Source organism: Candidatus Chryseopegocella kryptomonas, from assembly GCF_001536065.1.
Taxonomy (GTDB): domain Bacteria; phylum Bacteroidota; class Ignavibacteria; order Kryptoniales; family Kryptoniaceae; genus Kryptonium; species Kryptonium kryptomonas.
Window position 1 is genome coordinate 47,155 of the sequence record NZ_CZVW01000004.1, and the last position, 19,319, is coordinate 66,473.

Annotated in this window: 19 protein-coding genes; 9 read left to right on the plus strand and 10 right to left on the minus strand. The window is 36.7% G+C overall.

The annotated features are described in order from the left end of the window. Nucleotides 1–2 precede the first annotated feature (2 nt). Together AWW83_RS02360 and AWW83_RS02365 are read left to right on the plus strand one after the other, a co-directional pair. The gene (locus AWW83_RS02360) at nucleotides 3–1,724 is read left to right on the plus strand and encodes a chemotaxis protein CheA (protein WP_092347877.1); all 1,722 of its coding nucleotides are present in this window, start codon (nucleotides 3–5) and stop codon (nucleotides 1,722–1,724) included. 20 nt (nucleotides 1,725–1,744) lie between these two features. Continuing rightward, nucleotides 1,745–2,809 (plus strand): protein-glutamate methylesterase/protein-glutamine glutaminase, encoded by a 1,065-nt coding sequence (locus AWW83_RS02365; RefSeq protein ID WP_092347880.1) that lies wholly within the window; start codon nucleotides 1,745–1,747, stop codon nucleotides 2,807–2,809. A 3-nt stretch (nucleotides 2,810–2,812) separates the two neighbouring features. Here AWW83_RS02365 and AWW83_RS02370 read toward each other — a convergent pair whose 3' ends face one another. From AWW83_RS02370 to AWW83_RS02395, 6 genes are read right to left on the minus strand one after another with little or no spacing between them, the layout of a single operon-like run. Next, nucleotides 2,813–3,418: a class I SAM-dependent methyltransferase gene (locus AWW83_RS02370; RefSeq protein WP_092347883.1), complete on the minus strand. Its 606-nt coding sequence runs from the start codon at nucleotides 3,416–3,418 to the stop codon at nucleotides 2,813–2,815. After that, nucleotides 3,409–4,386: an NAD-dependent epimerase/dehydratase family protein gene (locus AWW83_RS02375; RefSeq protein ID WP_092347886.1), complete on the minus strand. Its 978-nt coding sequence runs from the start codon at nucleotides 4,384–4,386 to the stop codon at nucleotides 3,409–3,411. Before AWW83_RS02375 ends, AWW83_RS02370 begins: the two co-directional genes overlap by 10 nt. A 12-nt stretch (nucleotides 4,387–4,398) precedes the next feature. Beyond that, nucleotides 4,399–5,175 carry a DUF3108 domain-containing protein gene (locus tag AWW83_RS02380; RefSeq protein WP_092347890.1) on the minus strand — a complete coding sequence of 259 codons (777 nt, stop codon included), beginning with the start codon at nucleotides 5,173–5,175 and terminating at the stop codon, nucleotides 4,399–4,401. Nucleotides 5,176–5,178: 3 nt separating this feature from the next. Continuing rightward, on the minus strand, nucleotides 5,179–8,232 hold the full coding sequence (locus AWW83_RS02385) for a M1 family metallopeptidase (protein ID WP_092347893.1): 3,054 nt from the start codon (nucleotides 8,230–8,232) through the stop codon (nucleotides 5,179–5,181). 31 nt (nucleotides 8,233–8,263) lie between these two features. Next, nucleotides 8,264–9,241 carry an aldo/keto reductase gene (locus AWW83_RS02390; RefSeq protein ID WP_092347896.1) on the minus strand — a complete coding sequence of 326 codons (978 nt, stop codon included), beginning with the start codon at nucleotides 9,239–9,241 and terminating at the stop codon, nucleotides 8,264–8,266. A 6-nt stretch (nucleotides 9,242–9,247) separates the two neighbouring features. Beyond that, on the minus strand, nucleotides 9,248–9,568 hold the full coding sequence (locus AWW83_RS02395; protein ID WP_092347899.1) for a cupin domain-containing protein: 321 nt from the start codon (nucleotides 9,566–9,568) through the stop codon (nucleotides 9,248–9,250). Nucleotides 9,569–9,700: 132 nt separating this feature from the next. On the opposite strand from AWW83_RS02395, the gene rlmN reads away from it, so the two are divergent. Next, a complete protein-coding gene (rlmN, locus tag AWW83_RS02400) occupies nucleotides 9,701–10,759 on the plus strand; it encodes a dual-specificity RNA methyltransferase RlmN (RefSeq protein WP_092347902.1) in 1,059 nt (352 codons plus the stop codon). A 17-nt stretch (nucleotides 10,760–10,776) separates the two neighbouring features. Continuing rightward, nucleotides 10,777–11,427 carry an adenylate kinase gene (locus AWW83_RS02405; protein WP_092347905.1) on the plus strand — a complete coding sequence of 217 codons (651 nt, stop codon included), beginning with the start codon at nucleotides 10,777–10,779 and terminating at the stop codon, nucleotides 11,425–11,427. 85 nt (nucleotides 11,428–11,512) lie between these two features. Here AWW83_RS02405 and dcd read toward each other — a convergent pair whose 3' ends face one another. From dcd to der, 4 genes are read right to left on the minus strand one after another with little or no spacing between them, the layout of a single operon-like run. Next, entirely contained in the window at nucleotides 11,513–12,049 is a 537-nt protein-coding gene (dcd, locus tag AWW83_RS02410; RefSeq protein ID WP_092347908.1) for a dCTP deaminase, read from the minus strand. Between the two features lie 14 nt (nucleotides 12,050–12,063). Then, on the minus strand, nucleotides 12,064–13,461 hold the full coding sequence (locus tag AWW83_RS02415; protein WP_092347911.1) for a sigma-54-dependent transcriptional regulator: 1,398 nt from the start codon (nucleotides 13,459–13,461) through the stop codon (nucleotides 12,064–12,066). Nucleotides 13,462–13,473: 12 nt separating this feature from the next. Continuing rightward, on the minus strand, nucleotides 13,474–15,015 hold the full coding sequence (locus AWW83_RS02420) for an ATP-binding response regulator (RefSeq protein ID WP_092347914.1): 1,542 nt from the start codon (nucleotides 15,013–15,015) through the stop codon (nucleotides 13,474–13,476). A 60-nt stretch (nucleotides 15,016–15,075) separates the two neighbouring features. After that, complete coding sequence (der, locus tag AWW83_RS02425) at nucleotides 15,076–16,389, minus strand: ribosome biogenesis GTPase Der (RefSeq protein ID WP_092347917.1); 1,314 nt, start codon at nucleotides 16,387–16,389, stop codon at nucleotides 15,076–15,078. 147 nt (nucleotides 16,390–16,536) lie between these two features. On the opposite strand from der, the gene rplU reads away from it, so the two are divergent. Genes rplU through mdh form a run of 5 tightly spaced genes read left to right on the plus strand, consistent with a single transcriptional unit; the run spans nucleotide 16,537 to nucleotide 19,317 of the window. Next, on the plus strand, nucleotides 16,537–16,854 hold the full coding sequence (gene rplU, locus AWW83_RS02430) for a 50S ribosomal protein L21 (protein WP_092347920.1): 318 nt from the start codon (nucleotides 16,537–16,539) through the stop codon (nucleotides 16,852–16,854). Then, nucleotides 16,854–17,234: a hypothetical protein gene (locus AWW83_RS02435; RefSeq protein ID WP_092347923.1), complete on the plus strand. Its 381-nt coding sequence runs from the start codon at nucleotides 16,854–16,856 to the stop codon at nucleotides 17,232–17,234. The genes rplU and AWW83_RS02435 overlap by 1 nt, the downstream gene beginning before the upstream one ends. A gap of 9 nt (nucleotides 17,235–17,243) precedes the next feature. Then, a complete protein-coding gene (locus tag AWW83_RS02440) occupies nucleotides 17,244–18,059 on the plus strand; it encodes a coiled-coil domain-containing protein (protein WP_092347926.1) in 816 nt (271 codons plus the stop codon). Between the two features lie 26 nt (nucleotides 18,060–18,085). Next, on the plus strand, nucleotides 18,086–18,355 hold the full coding sequence (gene rpmA / locus AWW83_RS02445) for a 50S ribosomal protein L27 (RefSeq protein ID WP_092347929.1): 270 nt from the start codon (nucleotides 18,086–18,088) through the stop codon (nucleotides 18,353–18,355). Nucleotides 18,356–18,390: 35 nt separating this feature from the next. Further along, complete coding sequence (gene mdh, locus AWW83_RS02450) at nucleotides 18,391–19,317, plus strand: malate dehydrogenase (protein WP_092347932.1); 927 nt, start codon at nucleotides 18,391–18,393, stop codon at nucleotides 19,315–19,317. Nucleotides 19,318–19,319: the final 2 nt, after the last annotated feature.

Genomic DNA, 19,319 nt, shown 5'->3' on the forward strand with positions numbered 1-19,319 from the left:
ATATGTCGGTTCCCGCAATTTTTGACGAGGAAATGAAGGAAATTGTAGAAAGTTTCATAATTGAGACAAAGGAACTTCTTGAAAAACTTGACAATGATTTGATTGAACTTGAAAAAAGACCCGAAGATACCGAGCTTTTAAACGCAATTTTCAGATATGTCCATACGATAAAAGGGACATCTTCATTTATCGGATTTGAGCAAATGAGCGAACTCACACATAAATTTGAAGACATTTTGAACAAACTCAGAAAAGGTGAATTAAAAGTCAGACCTGACATAATGGATGTAATGCTTGAGGCGTTTGATTTGATGAAGATATTGCTTTCAAAACTTGAAGCGAAGGATTTAAGCCCGATTGAAATTGAAAATGTTGTCGCAAAATTTGAAAAAATAAGCCGTGGTGAAATCATTGGTGATGAAGAAAGTTCGGAGATAAAAGTTGAGCAGGATTTAAGCGAAAACAATGAAAAGCTAACGGAAGAACAAAGCACATCTCAAAAGGCACAAACAAAGGTAATTGATAAGACGATACGAATTGATGTTGAACGGCTTGATGAGCTTATGAATCTTGTGGGTGAGCTTGTGCTTGGGAGAAATAGGTTATCACAGATAATTTCAAATGTGGTTGAAAAGTTTGAAGGTGAAACTTTAGCACGTGAGTTAATAGATACCGTTTCTCAAGTTGATTATTTGACATCGGAACTTCAAAATGTTGTTATGCGTGCGAGGATGTTGCCGATTGCAAAAGTTTTCAGCAAATTCCCACGACTTGTGAGAGACCTTTCAAGAGAGATGAACAAGGAAGTTGAACTTTTCATTTACGGTGAAGAGACAGAGGTTGATAAATCTGTAATTGAATACATTCACGACCCGCTTGTTCATATAATAAGAAATGCAATTGACCACGGGATTGAACCACCTGAGGAGAGAAAAAAACTTGGCAAACCTGAAAAAGGCAAAGTTATTTTAAAAGCAGAACACGAAGGAAATTACATAGTCATATCGGTTGAAGATGATGGGCGTGGGATTGATCCGGAGAAAATAAGAAGGAAAGCAATTGAGAAAAAACTTTTGACCGAGCAGGAAGCGATGTCAATAAGCGATAAAGATATTTTAAATTTCATCTTCATTCCGGGTTTCAGCACAGCAAGCAAAGTGACGAATGTATCTGGACGAGGCGTCGGGCTTGATGTGGTCAAAGCAAATATAACAAAGTTAAATGGAATGATTGATGTTCAATCAACGCCGGGACACGGGACAAAATTTATCTTGAAACTTCCTTTAACGCTTGCAATAATACAGGGACTTCTCGTCAATGTCTGTGATGAAATTTTCATCATACCGCTTTCGTCTGTGATTGAAGTCGTCAGAATAAAACAAGAACAAATCCACAGAATAAAAAACAAAGAAATGATCCGTTTGAGAGATTCGGTTTTACCGCTTGTGCGACTTGAGCAAATTTTCAATTTGAAAACCAATGGCGATGAGAAAAAATATCTTTACATCGTTGTTCTCGGTCTTGCGGAGAAAAAACTTGGTGTGGTTGTTGACGGTTTGATAGGGCAAAAAGAAGTCGTCATAAAATCTCTTGGCTCATATCTTAACAATACAAGAGGAATTGCGGGAGCAACGATACTTGGCGATGGGACAGTGAGAATGATAATTGATGTCGCACAAATTTTTAAAATGTCCGCTGAAAATTCTTTTAGTTTCATTGTTTAATAAAAAATTTTTTCCAAGTTATGGATTCAAATAGTGAAATAAAAGTCATTGTCGTTGATGACTCCGCTTTTATGAGGAAATCAATATCAATGATGCTTGAATCTGACCCGCAGATAAAAGTTATAGCAACTGCAAGAGATGGAGCGGAAGCAATTGAAAAAATCAAAAATCTTAAACCTGATTTAGTCACGCTTGATGTTGAAATGCCACGAATGGATGGGTTGACGGCGTTGAAAATAATAATGAAAGAATGCCCAGTTCCTGTCTTGATGGTAAGCTCACTCACAACAGAAGGAGCAGAGGTAACGCTTGAAGCCCTGAAACTTGGTGCAGTTGATTTCATACCAAAACAACTCTCCTATGTCTCGCTTGACATAATCAAGATAAAAGATGAATTAATTCAAAAAGTCAAATCAATTGTAAACAGCAAATACATCAGACGCAAAATTTACAAGCGTGAGCCGGAGCCAATTTCCAATGAGATAAAATTAACTCAAATTAGACGAGATTTTGAACTCGTTGCAATTGGTGTTTCAACCGGTGGACCGATGGCGCTTCAAGAAGTCCTTTCAAAAATACCTGAAAATTTCCCCGCAGGAATTGTAATTGCACAGCATATGCCTCCAAACTTTACAAAATTGCTTGCAGAAAGATTAAATGCCGTGAGCAAAATTGAAGTAAGAGAAGCACAAAGTGGTGATGTTGTTAAACCTAAACTTGCTCTCGTTGCGCAAGGTGGGAAAAATTTGATCTTTGAAAAAGTTTTGGGTGAAAAAGTTGTAAGAATTGTTGATAAACCCGATACGCTTTATAAACCGTCAGTTGATGTGATGATGGAATCCGCATCCGAAGTTTTTGGTGAGAAAGTTTTAGGTGTAATTATGACAGGAATGGGAAAAGATGGACTTGAAGGATTGAAGAAGGTAAAGCAAAAAGGTGGATACATCATCGCACAAAGCGAAGAAACATGCGTCGTCTATGGGATGCCAAAAGCAGTAGTTGACGCTGGAATCGCAGACAGCATCATTCCACTTGATAAAATTGGCGAAGCAATTGCGAAAATTGTGGCGGATAATCGCTTTTAAGGTTCATGGTTTCATCCCGACTATCAACTTCACAACACCGTCATAGATATTTTCAACTTTCTCAATTTTTATCCCCGACCTCTGTGCAAGTTCAACTGTTCTACGATTTATGTTTTCACCAAAAATTGAAGTAAAACGATTTGCTATGTCAAAAATTTTTGATGCAAACTTTCCATCAGGTCGGACATGTTCAAGCAAAATCAATCTTCCACCCGATTTTAAAACCCGCAGGATTTCAGAAAATCCTTTTTCAGGATTGTTAACTTCACAAAACACGAAAGTTGCGAAAACTGTATCAAATTTTTCATCTTCAAATGGCAACGCTTCAGCACTCGCACATATGAAAGAGACATTGCTTTTAAAAATTTTCGCTCTCTTAATTGCTCTTTCCAGCATTTCAAATTTCGGTTCAACGCCGATGATTTTAACCCCGTCTGGATAAACAGGTATATTTAATCCTGTGCCAACTCCGAGTTCAAGCACATTTTCACCTTTGACCAAGCGTAAAATTTTCTTTCTCAATTTTCTTAATCCAGTTCTTTCAACAGGCGACATAAAAAAATCATACGCAAGGGCGAAAATTTTTCTAAAAAATTTTTTCAGAGCCATTTGTTTTCAACATACCATTTCATTGTCTTTCTCATTCCTTCTTCAAGTGATACCTTTGGGACAAAGCCGAGTTCTTTTTTTGCTTTTTCAATTGAGCAAGCCCAGTTTTTTTGCCTTAAATCTTTCACTTTCTCAACATTTAAAGGCGATGCTTTACCACGGATTTTGAAAAACATCTCGGATATAAATGCAAAAGAATACAAAAACGGCGCTGGAATTTTCAATTTTATAACTTTTCTATCAAGCGACTTCAAAACCGCATCCTCAATCTCTCTCCATGTGTAAATTCCTTCACCCGAGATAAAATAAATTTCCCCTGTTGATCTTTCACTTTCACCAGCGAGTATGAAACCATCAACGAGGTCAGAAACATAAACCAAGCTCAAAATTTGCTCCTGCGGTATAACAACGGGAAGAAAACCAAATTTAACATATTTGAAAATTTCAAATGTATAAGTATCTCGTGGTCCATAAACCGATGGCGGACGAACTATAACAATGGGAACTTTATCCTTGTAAGACAGAGCGACTTTTTCAGCCTCCGCTTTGCTTTTACCGTAAGAAGTTATCGGATGATATGGTGTTAATTCATCAACAGGGATAGCGTCTTCGCCTGGACCAACAGCTGCTAAACTGCTTGCAAGTATAAACTTTTTAAGATTTTGATTTTTCAAACATGCATCAAGCAAATTCTTCGTTGTCTCAACATTTCCAGCGTAATAATCTTTGTAATTTTTCCCCTTCGTCACACCAGCAATGTGATAAACATAATCAACATCTTTAACTGCATTTTCAAGGAAACCAACATCAAACAAACTTCCCTTCACAATTTCAACATCCTTTCCCTCAAGCCATCTCAAATTACTTGTATCTCTCACGATACATTTTACTTTATAACCACGCTTCAAAAGTTCATCGACAAGATGACTTCCTATAAAACCAGTTCCTCCCGTTACAAGCGCTTTCATATTCGGTTGAGTTTATTTTTTATCCGCAACCTGAGGTGGTTTCCATTTATCTCTGTTCCATTTTACAAGTTCAATTCTAACACTACCAACAGAAGTTTTAAAATACGCTTTTATAGGTATCCTTGCTGAATCATCCGAATAATAAGCGATGAAATCGCCAGTTACACCAGCTATCTCTTCGGCAACAAACGGAATAAATCCGCTTATTTTTTTCGCTCTTATCAATGAATCACCAAATTTAATCGTTGAATTTTCGCTTGGGAAATTTATCTCAACATCTTTGACATCAAGCTGAATCAAAATTGGTGCGGTAATTTTCTGACCTGTTCCAAGGAGTTTGCGCGTGAGATAAAAAGCTGCGATGCCATTATAAAAACTTCGTGTATTTTTCTCCACAATGTTTATCACTTCACCTGTTTGAACATCTTTTTGAACGGCGACGATTTTATCTCCCATCCGCTCAAAAATTGTGACAACTTTTCTTCCCTTTATCATCTCATAAATTAAAAACTTTGCATCAAGAAGCGAATCAATGTTGAATTCACTTTCAAAGCCGTAATGAATGCTTATAAAGAAAAGCCACGGATTTGAATCCATCAGAAAACGTGACTTAACATATTCTCCATCTGTTTCAGTCCATATCTTTATACTGCCGAGGTTTATGAAACCCCAGAAAGCGTGATATTCAAGGTATTCATCTTCAAGTTTAAAGTTATTTTGTGGAACGGCGCTCGCACCGAAATAAATAAAAAGCACCGCAAAAGGTAAAATCAGAAAAAATTTTTTCATATTTTAAATTTCAGATTTTATTTCAAAAGCCCATCTAAACTTTATTTTCTCGCCAGATCTCAAAATCGGAAAAACCGCCGTTATGTTCAATCTGTTAAACCTATTCACAATCTCCTCTGCAACCGATGGAATAAATGTAAAAGGTTGAAACTTAATTTCAAAGCCAGAATCATAAGCCCAAAAAGTGTCTGCATTTATCGGACGAAACTGCTGCGTTTGAACATTTCCAAGATTTCCAATTTTGAAAACTCCTAAATCAGAAAAAGCGGAAAAATCAATCGCTCCGAAAAACAAAAAATTTTGAACTCTCAAAAAGGAAAAATCAAAATTAACACTTCCGCCTCTTGTTATCCATACATCACTTCTGTCAAAATATCCACGCAAATTTAAACCACCCTTCATAAAAAGACGCACCTTTTCAGAAAATCTCTCGTCAACCAAATAAATCATTCTGAAAGAGCGAGCAAAAAATTGCTCATATGGATTAGCAATGAAATAAAATTTCTCATGCGATGGCACTTGACCGTATGAATTAACAAAATATAAACGAGTTGAAAAGTCAAATGAGTTAAAAAGCGTCCTCTGCTTTAATTCAAGAGAAAGATTTGTGAAATAATTCGTGCTGTTTGCGGTTGATGTTTTGAAAAATAAATCCCCGCTTAACGATGTCGCATCAATTCGTGAATTTACCGAGAATTTGAACCCAACATTGTTAAACTTCCCAAGATCAAATTTTAAATTTAAAAACGGAAGTTTACGCTCAACATTTGAAATATGCTCAAAGAAAAATGAAACCTTATAAAACGGCGGAACTGTCAAATATAGCGGTCTTATGTCCTTTGAAATTTCAAAATAAATTCTTCTCAACCCGTGAATCTTGAAAAGTTTAGCGTTAAATCCACTCATCCTCCCGAGCACGGGCAATGTCGTGTTGCGATAATTTATGAGATAATCAAAATTTTTCGTCTTTGAATTAAACCAAGAACCGAAATTTGTCTCGTGATAATCAAAAAGATAAGCACCTTTAAAAACAATCCCAGCCCTTATACCATCAACCTGTGAAAACCAAATTGAAGGTCTGAAACTTATCCAATATCTATCAAGCGGTGGGTTTAACTGTGTCTGCTCCAAAAATTTAACCTGGAACTTATTCAAAAATCCGCCCCTGTTGTTAAGTCGGTTTATATCCCTCAATCTCAGAGATTTATCAATTTCAACGCTTTCAACTTCTTTATCAAAAGCAATTTCAAATTCATAACTTGGATTAACCCAGAACCAAAATGGCAAAACAATTGCACCTGGTTCTTGTTTTGGTTTAAGTTGAAGATCAAGCGGAATGATAACTTTTTGATAAGTTCCATCTTTGAAATGAAAATAAAGATCAACGGGCATAACAATTTGACCACGATTTCGGAGTTTAACTTTCACGACATATTTTCTTGCGCCGTCTTTTGTCTCCCATCTCCCGTCAAATTTTTCAATTGCGTAATCACATCTTCTCGTCGTCTTCAACCATTGATCAAAGAACCAATCAAGCTCCATTCCACTTACTTTTTCCGCAACTCTTTCAAAATCTTTCGTCGTTGGATGTTTAAAAGCCCACTCTTTGAAAAATTCCTTCATTATTTTATCAAACACACTATCCCCGACAACATACTCAAGCATTTCAAAAACAGAAGCGCCTTTGCCATAAACAGCATTCGTATATGAAACCGATTCACGGAAAAAATCAGAATGGAGTAAAACTGGCTCTTCATATCCAAGTTGCGAAAATCTTATATAGTTTCTGTATCCGCCGTAAATATCTGATTCAGGTCTTAGGAAAGCATTAATCCCGGAAAAATCTTTCCATTTTTCGCCGAGAATTTTTTTGAAAACACGCGGAGTGACAAAACTTGCACCGCCTTCATCTATCCACGCCTCTTTCGTTTCATTGTTTCCAATCAAACCATAAAACCAGTTATGCCCTATTTCATGTGCAAGAATTCCAATCATACTTGTTCTATTTCTTCTTCCCGTTATCATTATCAGCATTGGATATTCCATTCCTCCATCACCTGCTTGTGCAACGGTAAAACTTTTATAAGGATACCTATAAAACCATTCGCTGTAAAGTTTTATTATTTCTCGCGTAAATTTTCCAGTCTCACGCCAGAGCATATAAACATCGGGTTGATAAAGAAGATGAATTATAACAGTATCAGCGCCGAGCGAAAGCCATGTTATTTCGTGAATGTAATCTCTATCCGCAACCCAAGCGAAATCATGGACATTTTCAGCCTTGAAATGCCATGTTTTCAATTCTGACTTTGTCTTTTTCCATTGAACTGGAAAAATGACTGTATCAACTGCGCCAAGTTCATAACCGCACAAAACTTCATCAGGATTTTGAATTACTCCCGTTGCCCCAACAAGATAATCAGACGACAGAGTTATTTTCACATCAAAATTTCCCCATACCCCGTAAAATTCACGCTCAATGTATTGATCCGCATGCCAACCTTCAAAATCATACTCGCATATTTTCGGATACCATTGAGCCATACTATAATCAATTCCCTCACGATTGTCTCTTCCATTTCTTCTTGTTTGTTTAGGAATTTGCGATTCAAATTCCATTTCAAGCGAAATTGAATCACCCGGGGCGAGTGGATTTTTAAGTTTTGCCTTCAAAATTGTATCAAAAATTTCAAAATCAATCTCTTCACCATTTGCTTTAACATACTTAACATTTGTCCAGCCGTATTCGTCTGGTTTCATTGCTCTTATTCTATCGCCAAGCCCGTTTTTTATAACATCACCTCTTACTTGCATTGAACTTCCAGGCTTAAAAGCGTTCAAATAAAGATGATAATAAATTTCGTAAAGCGTATCCGGCGAGTTGTTCTGGTAAATTGCAATTTGCTTGCCCGAAAGCTTGTGAGTTTTAACATCAAGAAAAACATCCATCGTGTAATCAACGCGCTGTTGAAAATAGCCATATCTTTGAGCAAAAGCAGAATTTAACAGCAGAAATAAAAAAGTGAAGCCAGCAATTTTCAAAATTCTATATCCCATCTCTTGATCTCATAAGTTTTGGAAAATAAACCTATTCAAAAGTGAAGACCTCCCGAATGAAGCGAATTTCTTCGTCTGTTAATTTAAAATTCACAGCCCCTGCGTTTTCCTCAACTTGTTCCGGTGTCCTTGCTCCGACAATTGCTGTTGTAACCCCCGGTTGTGAAAAAGTCCAGTTAATTACAATTTGAGCAAGCGTTGCGTTCTTCTCCTTCGCAAGCGGTTTTATCTTTTCAAGCGCATCAAGAATTTTTTTCCTGTTTTCGGGTTGAAACCAAAATTGTTTCTTTCTTAAATCTCCGCTTTTAAACTCTGTCTCCATCGTGATTTTGCCCGTGAGCAATCCCTGTTCAAGCGGGCTATACGCAAGAATTGAAATTTTATTCTCAATGCAAAACGGAACAAGTTCATTCTCAATCCCGCGATCTATCAAACTGTATTTTACCTGATTACTTTCAACCCTTGCGTATTTAAGCGTTTCCTTCAAAAGATTTAGATCAAAATTGCTCACTCCGAAAGCTCTTATCTTCCCCTGTTCCTGAAGTATAGTCAATGCTTCAAGCGATTCATCAACAGGAGTTGTTTTATCTGGCCAGTGAATTTGATAGATGTCTATGTAATCTGTGTTAAGTCGTTTTAAACTTCTTTCGCATTCTTCAATGATTGATTTTTTTCGTGCATTTCTGTAAACATAATATCTTTTACCGTTGAAATAGGTATCAAAGAAAAATTCACCTTCTTCGGCGTCCCATCTTAAACCACATTTCGTTGCTATTATAACTTCATTTCTTCTCCCTTTAATTGCTTTTCCAACGATCTCCTCACCAAGTCCAAAGCCATAAACAGGCGCTGTGTCAATGCAATTCATTCCAAGATCAATTGCTTTTTGAATTGCTTTAATTGAAATTTCTTCATCAGTTCCGCCCCAATACCATCCACCAATAGCCCAACCCCCAAATGTTACGACAGGGATTTGGATTTCCGTTTGACCGAATTGTCTGTATTCCATTTTAATTTATGCTTTTGTTTTAGAGATGCTGTATCCATAAAGCCAGTAAGCGACTTCATCGCTTTTATTTCTTACAGAATGAACCGAGCCACGCGGGATAAACCATTCATCTCCGGGATGAAGCTCCGCAACTTCGCCATCGCATTCAATTTCAAGTGTAACATTTAGAGGTGTGACAAGTTCATCCGTATCGTGAATAAAATTTTCCCATCTTTGTCCCGGTGGATCAATCCAGACATCGCATGTAAAACCTCTTTCTTCCCAATCAATTTCAATTTCTTCTTTTCCCTTGCCGAGCCATTTTCCGCGTTCAATGAAGATCGGCATTTCTCAAAAAATCTTTTTTGTTAAAAATTTAAAAATTAAGACGATAGAAAGCAAAGTTTGAAAAAATTTTTGTGAAAAACTCGGACTTTTGATAAATTTTCTACAAGAAAAAACAATTTGGCTCATCTTAAAATGGAGACAATCAACAAAGCAAATATATCGTTGAAGGGATTAACTTTGCCCGAACTTGAAAATCTGGTTATGGAACTTGGCTGGGAAAAATTCCGCGCAAAGCAAATTTTCAAATGGCTTTACAATAAGCAGGTTGACGATTATGAACAAATGACCGACTTACCGAAGTCATACAGGGAAGAACTTTCCCAAATTGCGCAGATAAACGAGTTAAAACTTCTAACATTTGAAAAATCAAATTGCGATGGAACTGTAAAATTTTTATTCCAGCTTAAAGATGGCGAAAAAATTGAAAGCGTTTTGATACCAGATGAATCACGGCTTACGCTTTGTGTTTCAACACAAGTTGGATGTCCGATTGATTGTAAATTTTGCGCAACCGGAGCGATGGGCTTCAGAAGAAACTTAACAGCTGGAGAAATAGTTGATCAGGTCATTCAGGCGCAGAAACTTGCACAAAGAAGAATAACCAACATAGTTTTTATGGGAATGGGTGAGCCACTTCTGAATTTGAAAAATCTTTTGAAAGCTATTGACATAATCACAAGCGACGATGGAATAAGAATCGGCGCAAGGAAACTTACCGTCTCAACCGTCGGACTCCCGGATAAAATCAAAGAACTTGCTGATTCAGATAAAAAAGTTAAAATAGCTCTCTCACTTCACACACTTGATGAAAATCTACGAGCGAAATTAATCCCGCTTGCGAAAAAAGTTTCAATTCAATCCATAATTGAAGCGTTGAAGTATTACTACGATAAAATCGGTTTGAGGATAACTTATGAATACATTCTCTTTGATGGATTAAATGATAGAGATGAAGATGTGCGAAAACTTGTTGAACTTGCCAAGGTTATACCGTGTAAAATTAACATAATTCAATTTCATCCCGTTGATTTCATAAGAAAAGATCCAATTTTAAAAATTTTGAAGCCATCAAAAAAGCTTGATGAATTTGTCCAGAAACTTCGTGAAAACAATCTCACTGTCTTTGTCAGAAGCAATGCTGGCGAAGATATAAAAGCAGCTTGCGGACAACTTGCAATTTTAAATCAATAAACAAAAGGAGAAAATTTATGCGACTTATTCTCTTCGGTCCACCTGGCGTTGGAAAAGGAACTCAAGCACAAATTCTTTCTGAAAAATTTAACATCCCGCACATCTCAACAGGTGATATGTTAAGAGAAGCGGTTAAAAACCAAACTGAGCTCGGTCTTAAAGCAAAATCGTATATGGACAAAGGAGAACTCGTCCCGGATGATGTGATGATTGGAATCATAAAAGAAGTTTTATCTTCTGAAAAATGTAAAGATGGTTTTATTCTTGATGGCTTCCCCAGGACAATCGCACAAGCGGAAGCGCTTGACAAAATTTTCAATGAGTTGAATATAAAACTTGATTTTGTCATAAGCATTGAGGTCAACGATGAAGAAATTATAAAACGACTGACAAATCGTCGTGTTTGTAGAAATTGTGGCGCTGTGTTTAACCTTTTAATTGATAGAATACCCAATGATAACAAATGCCCAAGATGTGGTGGTGAATTATACCAGCGAAGCGACGATAATCCAGAAGTCATAAAAAATAGATTAAAAGTTTACAGAGAATCAACGCAAATCGTTCTTGATTACTACGCAAAGAAAGGAATTCTGAAAACGATAAACGGCATCGGCGAAATAAGCCAGATCACGAAAAAGATTCTTGAAAGCATAGGCGTTGAAGCATAAAAATTAAGCGAAGGTTATGTTTGTTCATTTCAAAAATGTTAAAGATGCCTTAACGCTTCTCAAAGAGGTTGCGAAGGTTTTAAAATCATAAAAAATTTTTCCACATCATTGAGCCAATTGGCTTGTTTGAACGCTGATTGTATTTCGCAGTTTTCTTTTTGTTGTATGGTGTTAAAATCTCACCAGAGATTTCAAAATATATCAATTGCCCAATTGGCATCCCCGCATATATTCTCACAGGTTGCTTAACCGAGATTTCAAGTGTCCAGTGATTGCAATATCCAGCATCACCTTTACCAGCGGTTGAATGTATGTCAATTCCAAGCCGACCCACGCTTGATTTGCCCTCAAGAAATGGGACAAACCCGTGCGTTTCAGTATATTCAAGCGTAACGCCAAGATAAAGTTTATTCGGATATAAAATTATTCCCTCCGGTGGGATTTTGAAGTATTCAAGTTCATTTTCAATTTTCGCATCAAGGATTTCGTTCTTATAAACAGCCATCCATTCACCAAGATGAACATCATAACTATTTGTGCCAAGACAGTTTATATCAAATGGATCAATGACGATGTTTCCTTTTTCAATTTCTTCAAGAATTCGTTTGTCGCTTAAAATCATCTCCCTCCTTGAAATTATTTTAAAATTTTCTTTTGCTCAATTTTCAACTGCTCCATTCTATATCTTAACTTTGAGCGTGTGATGCCAAGAATTTTAGCTGCTTGAATTTGATTTCCGTTTGTTATTCGCAATGTTTGAATTATAAGCTCACGCAAAACTTTATCCATTGTCACACCTGTCGGTGGAATTTTCAAAACGAAATCGTCCATTCCGTCCTGCATCTCGTGCTTAAATTCAACCGGTTGCAAATGTTTTAAATGCTCTGCTTTTATTTTCGTATCGTTTTCAACAAGGACTATTCTTTCAATCGTGTTTCGCAATTCTCTTATGTTTCCAGGCCAAGGATAAGATTTGAGAATTTCAAGCGCTTTATCATCAATTTCTGTAAAGTTTTTGCCGAACTTTTTATTGAACTCATCCATAAAAAACATCGCAAGCAAAGGTATATCCTCTTTCCTCTCTCTTAAAGGTGGAAGATGAATTGTGGCGACATTCAAACGATAGTAAAGATCACTTCTAAATCTCCCTGCTTCAACTTCTTCTTTTAAATTTTTATTCGTTGATGCGATAACTCTAACATCAACAGAAATTTCTCTTGTCCCACCGAGACGATAAAATTTTTTTTCCTGGAGAACTCTCAAAAGTTTAACCTGTGCTTCCGGGCTTAACTCACCAACTTCATCAAGCAGGATAGTTCCGCCGTGGGCGAGCTCAAATTTTCCTTGCTTCGTTTTATCCGTTGCACCCGTGAAAGCCCCACGTTCATATCCGAAAAGCTCGCTTTCAATCAAATCTTTCGGAATTGCGCCACAATTTATAGCAATGAATGGTCCATCTCGCCTTGAACTTTTTTCGTGGATGTATCTTGCTATTAACTCTTTCCCTGTTCCTGTTTCCCCGCTTATCAGAACCGTTGTGTCATCGCCAAGCGCATATTTCTCAGCAAGAGATAAAGCTTCGCGAAGTCCCTTGCTCTGCCCTATTATTTTATATTCGCTTGCTTGCTCGGATAATTGTTCTTTTAATTGTTGAACCTCACGCTGTAATTTCAAATTCTTGACCGCTTTTTGCATCGCCACCTCAAGCTGTTCAAAATCAAGCGGTTTGAGTATAAAATCATCCGCACCAAGTTTTATCGCCTGAACAGCAAGAGTTACATCTGAATAAGCAGTTATCATTAAAACAGGAAGTAGTGAATCTTCTGCTTTTATCTTCTTCAAAACATCAAGACCATTTTCATCTTTAAGAAAAATATCAAGCAAAATTATATCTGGTTGATCGTCTTGCAAATTCTTCAACGCTTCTTCACCAGAAAGATAAGAAACAACATCATAACCTGAATCCTTCAAAACCTGCGTTATGGAACGATTGAAAAGTTCGTCATCATCAATTACCATAACTTTGAACTTCATTTCTTCACCTCCTTATTTTACTTTAAACTTCAAATAAAATGTTGTTCCTCGGTTTAATTCGCTTTCAACTTCAATTTTTCCATCGTGATTGTTCATAACCTGCTTGCAAATTGCAAGACCAAGTCCAGTGCCATCGCTTTTTTTAGTGAAAAATGGCTCAAAAATTTTTGGAATATCTTCCTTTGGAATTCCGCAACCAGTATCACTTATTGAAACAACGACAAAAGAGTTTTGAAAATCACTCTCAAGATACGACTTTATCTTTATCTCCCCCGTTTTCTCAATTGCATCAACTGCATTTGTTAAGATATTCAAAATGACCTGTTGAATTTGTTTAAAATCAATCTTCACTTTTGGAAGATTAGGTTCAAGTTTTTTGATGATTTGAATTTTCTTTTTCAAAGTTGAAATTTCCACAAGCGGAAGGGTTGCATTGATGACTTCGTTTATATCTTCCTCTTTGACAACTGGCTTACTTGGGCGTGCGAAGTTTAATGTCGCTTCAACAATTTTTTCAATTCTCCTAACACCTTCAATAGCAAGATCAAGATATTTTCTCTCTGGGGTATCATCTGCAAATCTTCTCTGCAAAAATTGCAGATTAACACTTATCGCAGAGAGCGGATTTCTTATCTCGTGGGCAATCGCAGCGGACAATCTCCCAAGCGAAGCAAGTTTTTCGGTCTGAATTAATTCATCCTGAATTTTTTTCTTCTCGGTCAAATCTGAAACTATAACTTGAATTGTGCTTGTGTGCGCATAACCAATTAAGTTTGCGGTCATCTCAACAAATTTTTCAACACCTTCAAAATCAATCATCGTCGTTTCAAAATTCACAACCCTTTGCCCTTCAAAAAGTGGCTGGAAAAATTTTTTATACTTTTCAAAACTCAAATTTAAAATTTCATCCCTTGAACATTTCAATAAATTCTCTGCTTGATCGTTTGCGTCAAGAACCATCCATGTTTCAGGTTGAACTATGAAAATTGGTTTTCCCGCATTTTCAAATAAACTTTTATATTGCTCGTGCGAAATTTGAAGTTCCTCGTTCATTCGCCTTAACATTTCGTTCGCCCGTTCAAGTTCATACATTTTATCTTCAAGTTTTCTAATTAACACAGTGTTATACTCCCTCAAATACTGCACATCATCGCTTATTGATTCATTTTGCACATCAGCGGTGAAACGATTTTTATGAAGAAGTTTTTCAACAGTGTTGATAAGAACTTGTATATCAACTGGTTTCATAAGATAAGCGTCTGCTCCAAGCCCAAGTCCAAATTTTTCATCTTCTGGATCAGTATAATTTGCGGTGTAAAAAATAAACGGCGTGTTTTTCAAGCGATTGATTTTTTTGACTTCTCTACAAAGTTGGAAACCATCCATTTTCGGCATCAAGACATCGGAAATTATAAGGTCTACAATTTCCTCCCCGAGAATTTCCATCGCTTCAATTCCATTTCTTGCGGTCAAAACGGAATAACCCATTGATTCAAAAACTTCTTTCAAAAGTTCAAGGCTTTCCTGAACATCATCAACAATTAAAATTTTCATAGTTTTTCGCTGTAAAATTTTGACACATAAAAATATAGAAAATGGCTTGGAAATTGTCAATCATTTTTTCTTAAACACAAGCGTAAGCGGGACGCCAACGAAGCCAAAATGCTCACGAAGTTTGTTTTCAAGAAATCTTTTATAATGCTCTGGAATATCATCGGGGAAGTTAGCAAAGAAAGCAAAAACAGGTGGAGAAGTTTTAACTTGCGTTACATATTTAATTTTTATCTCCTTCCCCGAAACCGCAGGTGGTGGCGTGTCTTTGAAAATTGGAAAGAAAACTTTGTTTAATTCGCTCGTTTTAACTCTTTTGTTTCTCTCATCGTAAACAACTTTCGCAAGGTCAAGAACTTTGAAAATTCTTTGTTTTGTCTTTGCAGAAATAAACAAAATCGGAACATAATCAAAAACTTTTAATCTTTCTCTCAAAGCGTGTTCATATTCAATTGCGGTATTTGAATCTTTTTCAATTAAATCCCATTTGTTAACTGCTATCACAATTCCTTTTTTCAAATCCGCTGTTTCTCCTATAATCCTCAAATCTTGTCTTTCAAGCCCACAGGTTGCATCAAGCATAACAACAGCAACATCACATCTTTCAATTGCCTTCAAAGCCCTTATGGCACTGTAAAATTCAATACTTTCCTTTATCTTGCTTCGCTTTCTCAATCCAGCGGTGTCAATTAAAACAAATTCAGTCCCATTGTAAACAAAAGTTGTGTCAATTGAATCACGAGTTGTGCCAGGTATATCGGTTACAATAATTCTATTCTCACCAATGACTGCGTTAACGAAAGATGATTTGCCGACATTTGGTTGCCCAACGATAGCAACTTTTATTTGATTTTTATTCTCATCTATTTCATCGCTTGTTTCTGGTAGGTCTCTTACAACCTCATCAAGGAAATCGCCAACTTTTCTCCCGTGAAGCGCTGAAATCGGAAATGGCTCACCAATTCCAAGTTCATAAAATTGTGTTGAATAAAGTTCCATTCTCTCGTTGTCAATTTTATTCACTGCGAGAATAACTTTTTTCTTCGTCTGCCTTAAAATTTTCGCAATTTCAAGGTCAAGAGGAGTAACTCCCGAGACGCCATCAACGACGAAAATTATAACATCTGCTTCATCAATTGCTATTTGAACTTGTTCTCTTATAGCCGTTTCAAATATGTCATCTGAATCAGGGACATAGCCACCTGTGTCTATAATTGTGAATTTTTTCCCGTTCCACTCTGCAGTTCCGTAATGTCTATCTCGTGTGACACCACTTTTAGGGTCAACGATAGCGTCTCTTTCTCCAATTATTCTGTTAAAAAGCGTTGATTTTCCGACATTTGGTCTTCCAACTATTGCGACTATGTTTCTGCCCATTTTCTGGCTCAAAATTAAGGTTAGTTTAATTTAAAATTAAGAAAGAAGCCCAAGATAACCAAACTTGCTGTGTTGTTTTTTTGGGGTTGATTTGCTAAATTTAAATATCTTTGCTCAAGATGAATTTAAAACAAAAGAAAGGGAAAGATGCTCGCTGTTGTTAAAATCGGTGGTCACCAGTATAAGGTTAAGGAAGCAGATAAAATTTTCGTCCAAAAACTTGATGCAGAACCTGGAAGCAAAGTTAAATTCTCAAGCGTTCTTATGCTTAAAGAAAATGGAAAAACTTACATCGGAAATCCATTCGTGCAGGGTGCATTCGTTGAAGCAACAGTCCTTGGGCATGTGAAGGGAGAAAAAATTATCGTCTTCAAGAAGAAACGTCGCAAAGGTTATAAAGTTACAAAAGGACACAGGCAAAATTATACGCAAATTGAAATAAACAAAATCTCAATTGAAAGTTAATGCCGAAGGTAGATGTAAAGAAAATAATTCAAGAGTTGATCGTCCCCGAACTTCAGGATATAAAATCAAGCATAAGCGAGCTTAGAACTGAAATTAAACGGCTTGATGAGAAGGTTGATATTGAGATGAAAAGGATTGAGACAAAATTAACTTCGTCAAACAATGAAATAAGATCTGAAATTGGCGTTCTACGAGCTGAGTTGGAATCATTTAAGAATGAAACAAATACCAAATTTGATTCTTTGAGAAAAGAGTTGGAATCGTTCAAGAATGAGTTCAGAACTGAGATCAAACGGCTTGATGAAAAGATTGACATAGCAATTCAGATAAGAGAACGACTTGCTGCACTTGAAACAAAAGTTGCTTCTTTAATAAAATAGCAAACTAAAATGCCGAAGGTAGATGTAAAGAAAATAATTCAGGAATTGATCGTCCCCGAGCTTCAGGATATAAAATCAAGCATAAGCGAGTTTAGGGCTGAGTTTAATTCCGAGATCAAACGGCTTGATGAAAAAATTGACCTTGTCCGCTCTGAGCTCAAGGCTGAAATTGATTCTGTAAGAAATGAGTTAGCCACATTTAAAAATGAGACAAGTGCTAAATTTGACACTATGAGAAATGAAATTGAATCGGCTAAGAATGAAATGAATGCAAAATTTGATTCAATGAGGAAGGAATTTGAATCTTTCAAAAATGAAACAAATGCAAAATTTGACGCATTGCAGAAAGAATTTAAAACAGAAATCAGCAGTATCCGCACTGAATTAACCTCTTTCAAAAATGAAACAAATGCAAAATTTGACGCATTGCAAAAGGAGTTTAAAACTGAAATCAATGCTCTCCGCACTGAATTAACCTCGTTCAAAAATGAAACAAATGCAAAATTTGACGCATTGCAAAAGGAGTTTAAAACTGAAATCAATGCTCTCCGCACTGAATTAGCATCTTTCAAAAACGAAGTAAATGCTAAGTTTGATGCCTCGCAGAAAGAATTTAAAACTGAAATCAACGCTATCCACGCTGAATCATCTTCTTTTAGAAGCGAGATAAATGCAAGGTTTGACTCATTGCAGAAAGAGCTGGAATCGTTCAAGAATGAGTTCAGAACCGAGATCAAACGGCTTGATGAAAAAATTGACATAGCAATTCAGATAAGAGAACGACTTGCTGCGCTTGAAACGAAAGTTGCTTCTTTAATAAAATAAAAACAAAAGTAGGAGGTGAATTAACAATGGCACATAAAAAAGGTGGCGGTTCATCACAAAACGGAAGAGATAGCCATTCAAAGCGACTTGGCGTAAAAAAATTCGGCGGTGAATTTGTAAGAGCCGGAAATATAATCGTAAGACAAAGAGGGACAAAATTTAAACCCGGCTTAAATGTCGGAATGGGAAAGGATTATACTTTATTTGCGAAGATTGACGGCATTGTGAAATTTGAATACTTAACAAAAGACAAACAAATTGTAAGCGTCTACCCGGTTGACTCGCTTGCAAATTAAAGCACCTTAAAAATAAACTTCAAGGAGGAATTAAAATGAAGATAACAATCATCGGCGCCGGAAATGTAGGAGCAACAACTGCACAAAGAATCATTGATAATGAACTCGCAAATGAGGTCGTCCTTGTTGATATCGTTGAAGGAATACCGCAGGGTAAAGGACTTGACATGTATGAGTCAACACCAATAACTGGAGCAGATGTAAAGGTCATAGGAACAAACGGTTATGAAGAAACCGCAAACTCTGATATTGTCATCATCACTGCTGGCGTTGCAAGAAAGCCGGGAATGAGCAGGGAAGACCTCTTGAACACGAACTTTGGAATTGTAAAAGAGGCAACTTTAAAATCAATTGAAAAATCTCCAAATGCGATCATTATCGTCGTAACGAATCCGCTTGATGTTATGGCTTACACCGCATGGAAGGTGAGCGGATTTGAAAGACATAGAGTTATTGGAATGGCTGGCGTTCTTGACACCGCAAGATTTAGAACTTTTATCGCTATGGAGCTAAATGTTTCGGTTGAGGATGTTTATGCTTTTGTTCTTGGCGGACATGGCGACGATATGGTTCCACTTGTAAGATATACAACGGTTGCAGGAATTCCAATTTCTGAACTTTTACCAAAGGAAAAAATTGATCAACTTGTAAAACGCACTCGTGAAGGTGGTGCTGAAATCGTGAGTTATCTCAAAACTGGAAGCGCCTACTACGCCCCATCAGCTGCGATAGTTGAGATGGTTGAATCAATTGTAAAAGATAAAAAGAGAATTTTGCCTTGCTCTGTTTTGCTTCAAGGAGAATATGGCTTGAACGATGTATTTGTCGGAGTTCCAGTTAAACTTGGAAGAAAAGGTGTTGAGGAGATAATTGAGCTTAAACTTACAGATGAAGAAAAAGAAGCGCTTTACGCTTCGGCTTCAAGAGTTAAGAAGATAACTGACTCACTAAAATTTGATTAAAC

Excerpts from the sequence above, each read along its gene's own strand:
- AWW83_RS02360 (WP_092347877.1), top strand. The coding sequence starts at position 3 with ATGTCGGTTCCCGCAATTTTTGACGAGGAAATGAAGGAAATTGTAGAA.
- AWW83_RS02365 (WP_092347880.1), top strand. The coding sequence starts at position 1,745 with ATGGATTCAAATAGTGAAATAAAAGTCATTGTCGTTGATGACTCCGCT.
- AWW83_RS02370 (WP_092347883.1), bottom strand. The coding sequence starts at position 3,418 with ATGGCTCTGAAAAAATTTTTTAGAAAAATTTTCGCCCTTGCGTATGAT.
- AWW83_RS02375 (WP_092347886.1), bottom strand. The coding sequence starts at position 4,386 with ATGAAAGCGCTTGTAACGGGAGGAACTGGTTTTATAGGAAGTCATCTT.
- AWW83_RS02380 (WP_092347890.1), bottom strand. The coding sequence starts at position 5,175 with ATGAAAAAATTTTTTCTGATTTTACCTTTTGCGGTGCTTTTTATTTAT.
- AWW83_RS02385 (WP_092347893.1), bottom strand. The coding sequence starts at position 8,232 with ATGGGATATAGAATTTTGAAAATTGCTGGCTTCACTTTTTTATTTCTG.
- AWW83_RS02390 (WP_092347896.1), bottom strand. The coding sequence starts at position 9,241 with ATGGAATACAGACAATTCGGTCAAACGGAAATCCAAATCCCTGTCGTA.
- AWW83_RS02395 (WP_092347899.1), bottom strand. The coding sequence starts at position 9,568 with ATGCCGATCTTCATTGAACGCGGAAAATGGCTCGGCAAGGGAAAAGAA.
- rlmN (WP_092347902.1), top strand. The coding sequence starts at position 9,701 with ATGGAGACAATCAACAAAGCAAATATATCGTTGAAGGGATTAACTTTG.
- AWW83_RS02405 (WP_092347905.1), top strand. The coding sequence starts at position 10,777 with ATGCGACTTATTCTCTTCGGTCCACCTGGCGTTGGAAAAGGAACTCAA.
- dcd (WP_092347908.1), bottom strand. The coding sequence starts at position 12,049 with ATGATTTTAAGCGACAAACGAATTCTTGAAGAAATTGAAAAAGGAAAC.
- AWW83_RS02415 (WP_092347911.1), bottom strand. The coding sequence starts at position 13,461 with ATGAAGTTCAAAGTTATGGTAATTGATGATGACGAACTTTTCAATCGT.
- AWW83_RS02420 (WP_092347914.1), bottom strand. The coding sequence starts at position 15,015 with ATGAAAATTTTAATTGTTGATGATGTTCAGGAAAGCCTTGAACTTTTG.
- der (WP_092347917.1), bottom strand. The coding sequence starts at position 16,389 with ATGGGCAGAAACATAGTCGCAATAGTTGGAAGACCAAATGTCGGAAAA.
- rplU (WP_092347920.1), top strand. The coding sequence starts at position 16,537 with ATGCTCGCTGTTGTTAAAATCGGTGGTCACCAGTATAAGGTTAAGGAA.
- AWW83_RS02435 (WP_092347923.1), top strand. The coding sequence starts at position 16,854 with ATGCCGAAGGTAGATGTAAAGAAAATAATTCAAGAGTTGATCGTCCCC.
- AWW83_RS02440 (WP_092347926.1), top strand. The coding sequence starts at position 17,244 with ATGCCGAAGGTAGATGTAAAGAAAATAATTCAGGAATTGATCGTCCCC.
- rpmA (WP_092347929.1), top strand. The coding sequence starts at position 18,086 with ATGGCACATAAAAAAGGTGGCGGTTCATCACAAAACGGAAGAGATAGC.
- mdh (WP_092347932.1), top strand. The coding sequence starts at position 18,391 with ATGAAGATAACAATCATCGGCGCCGGAAATGTAGGAGCAACAACTGCA.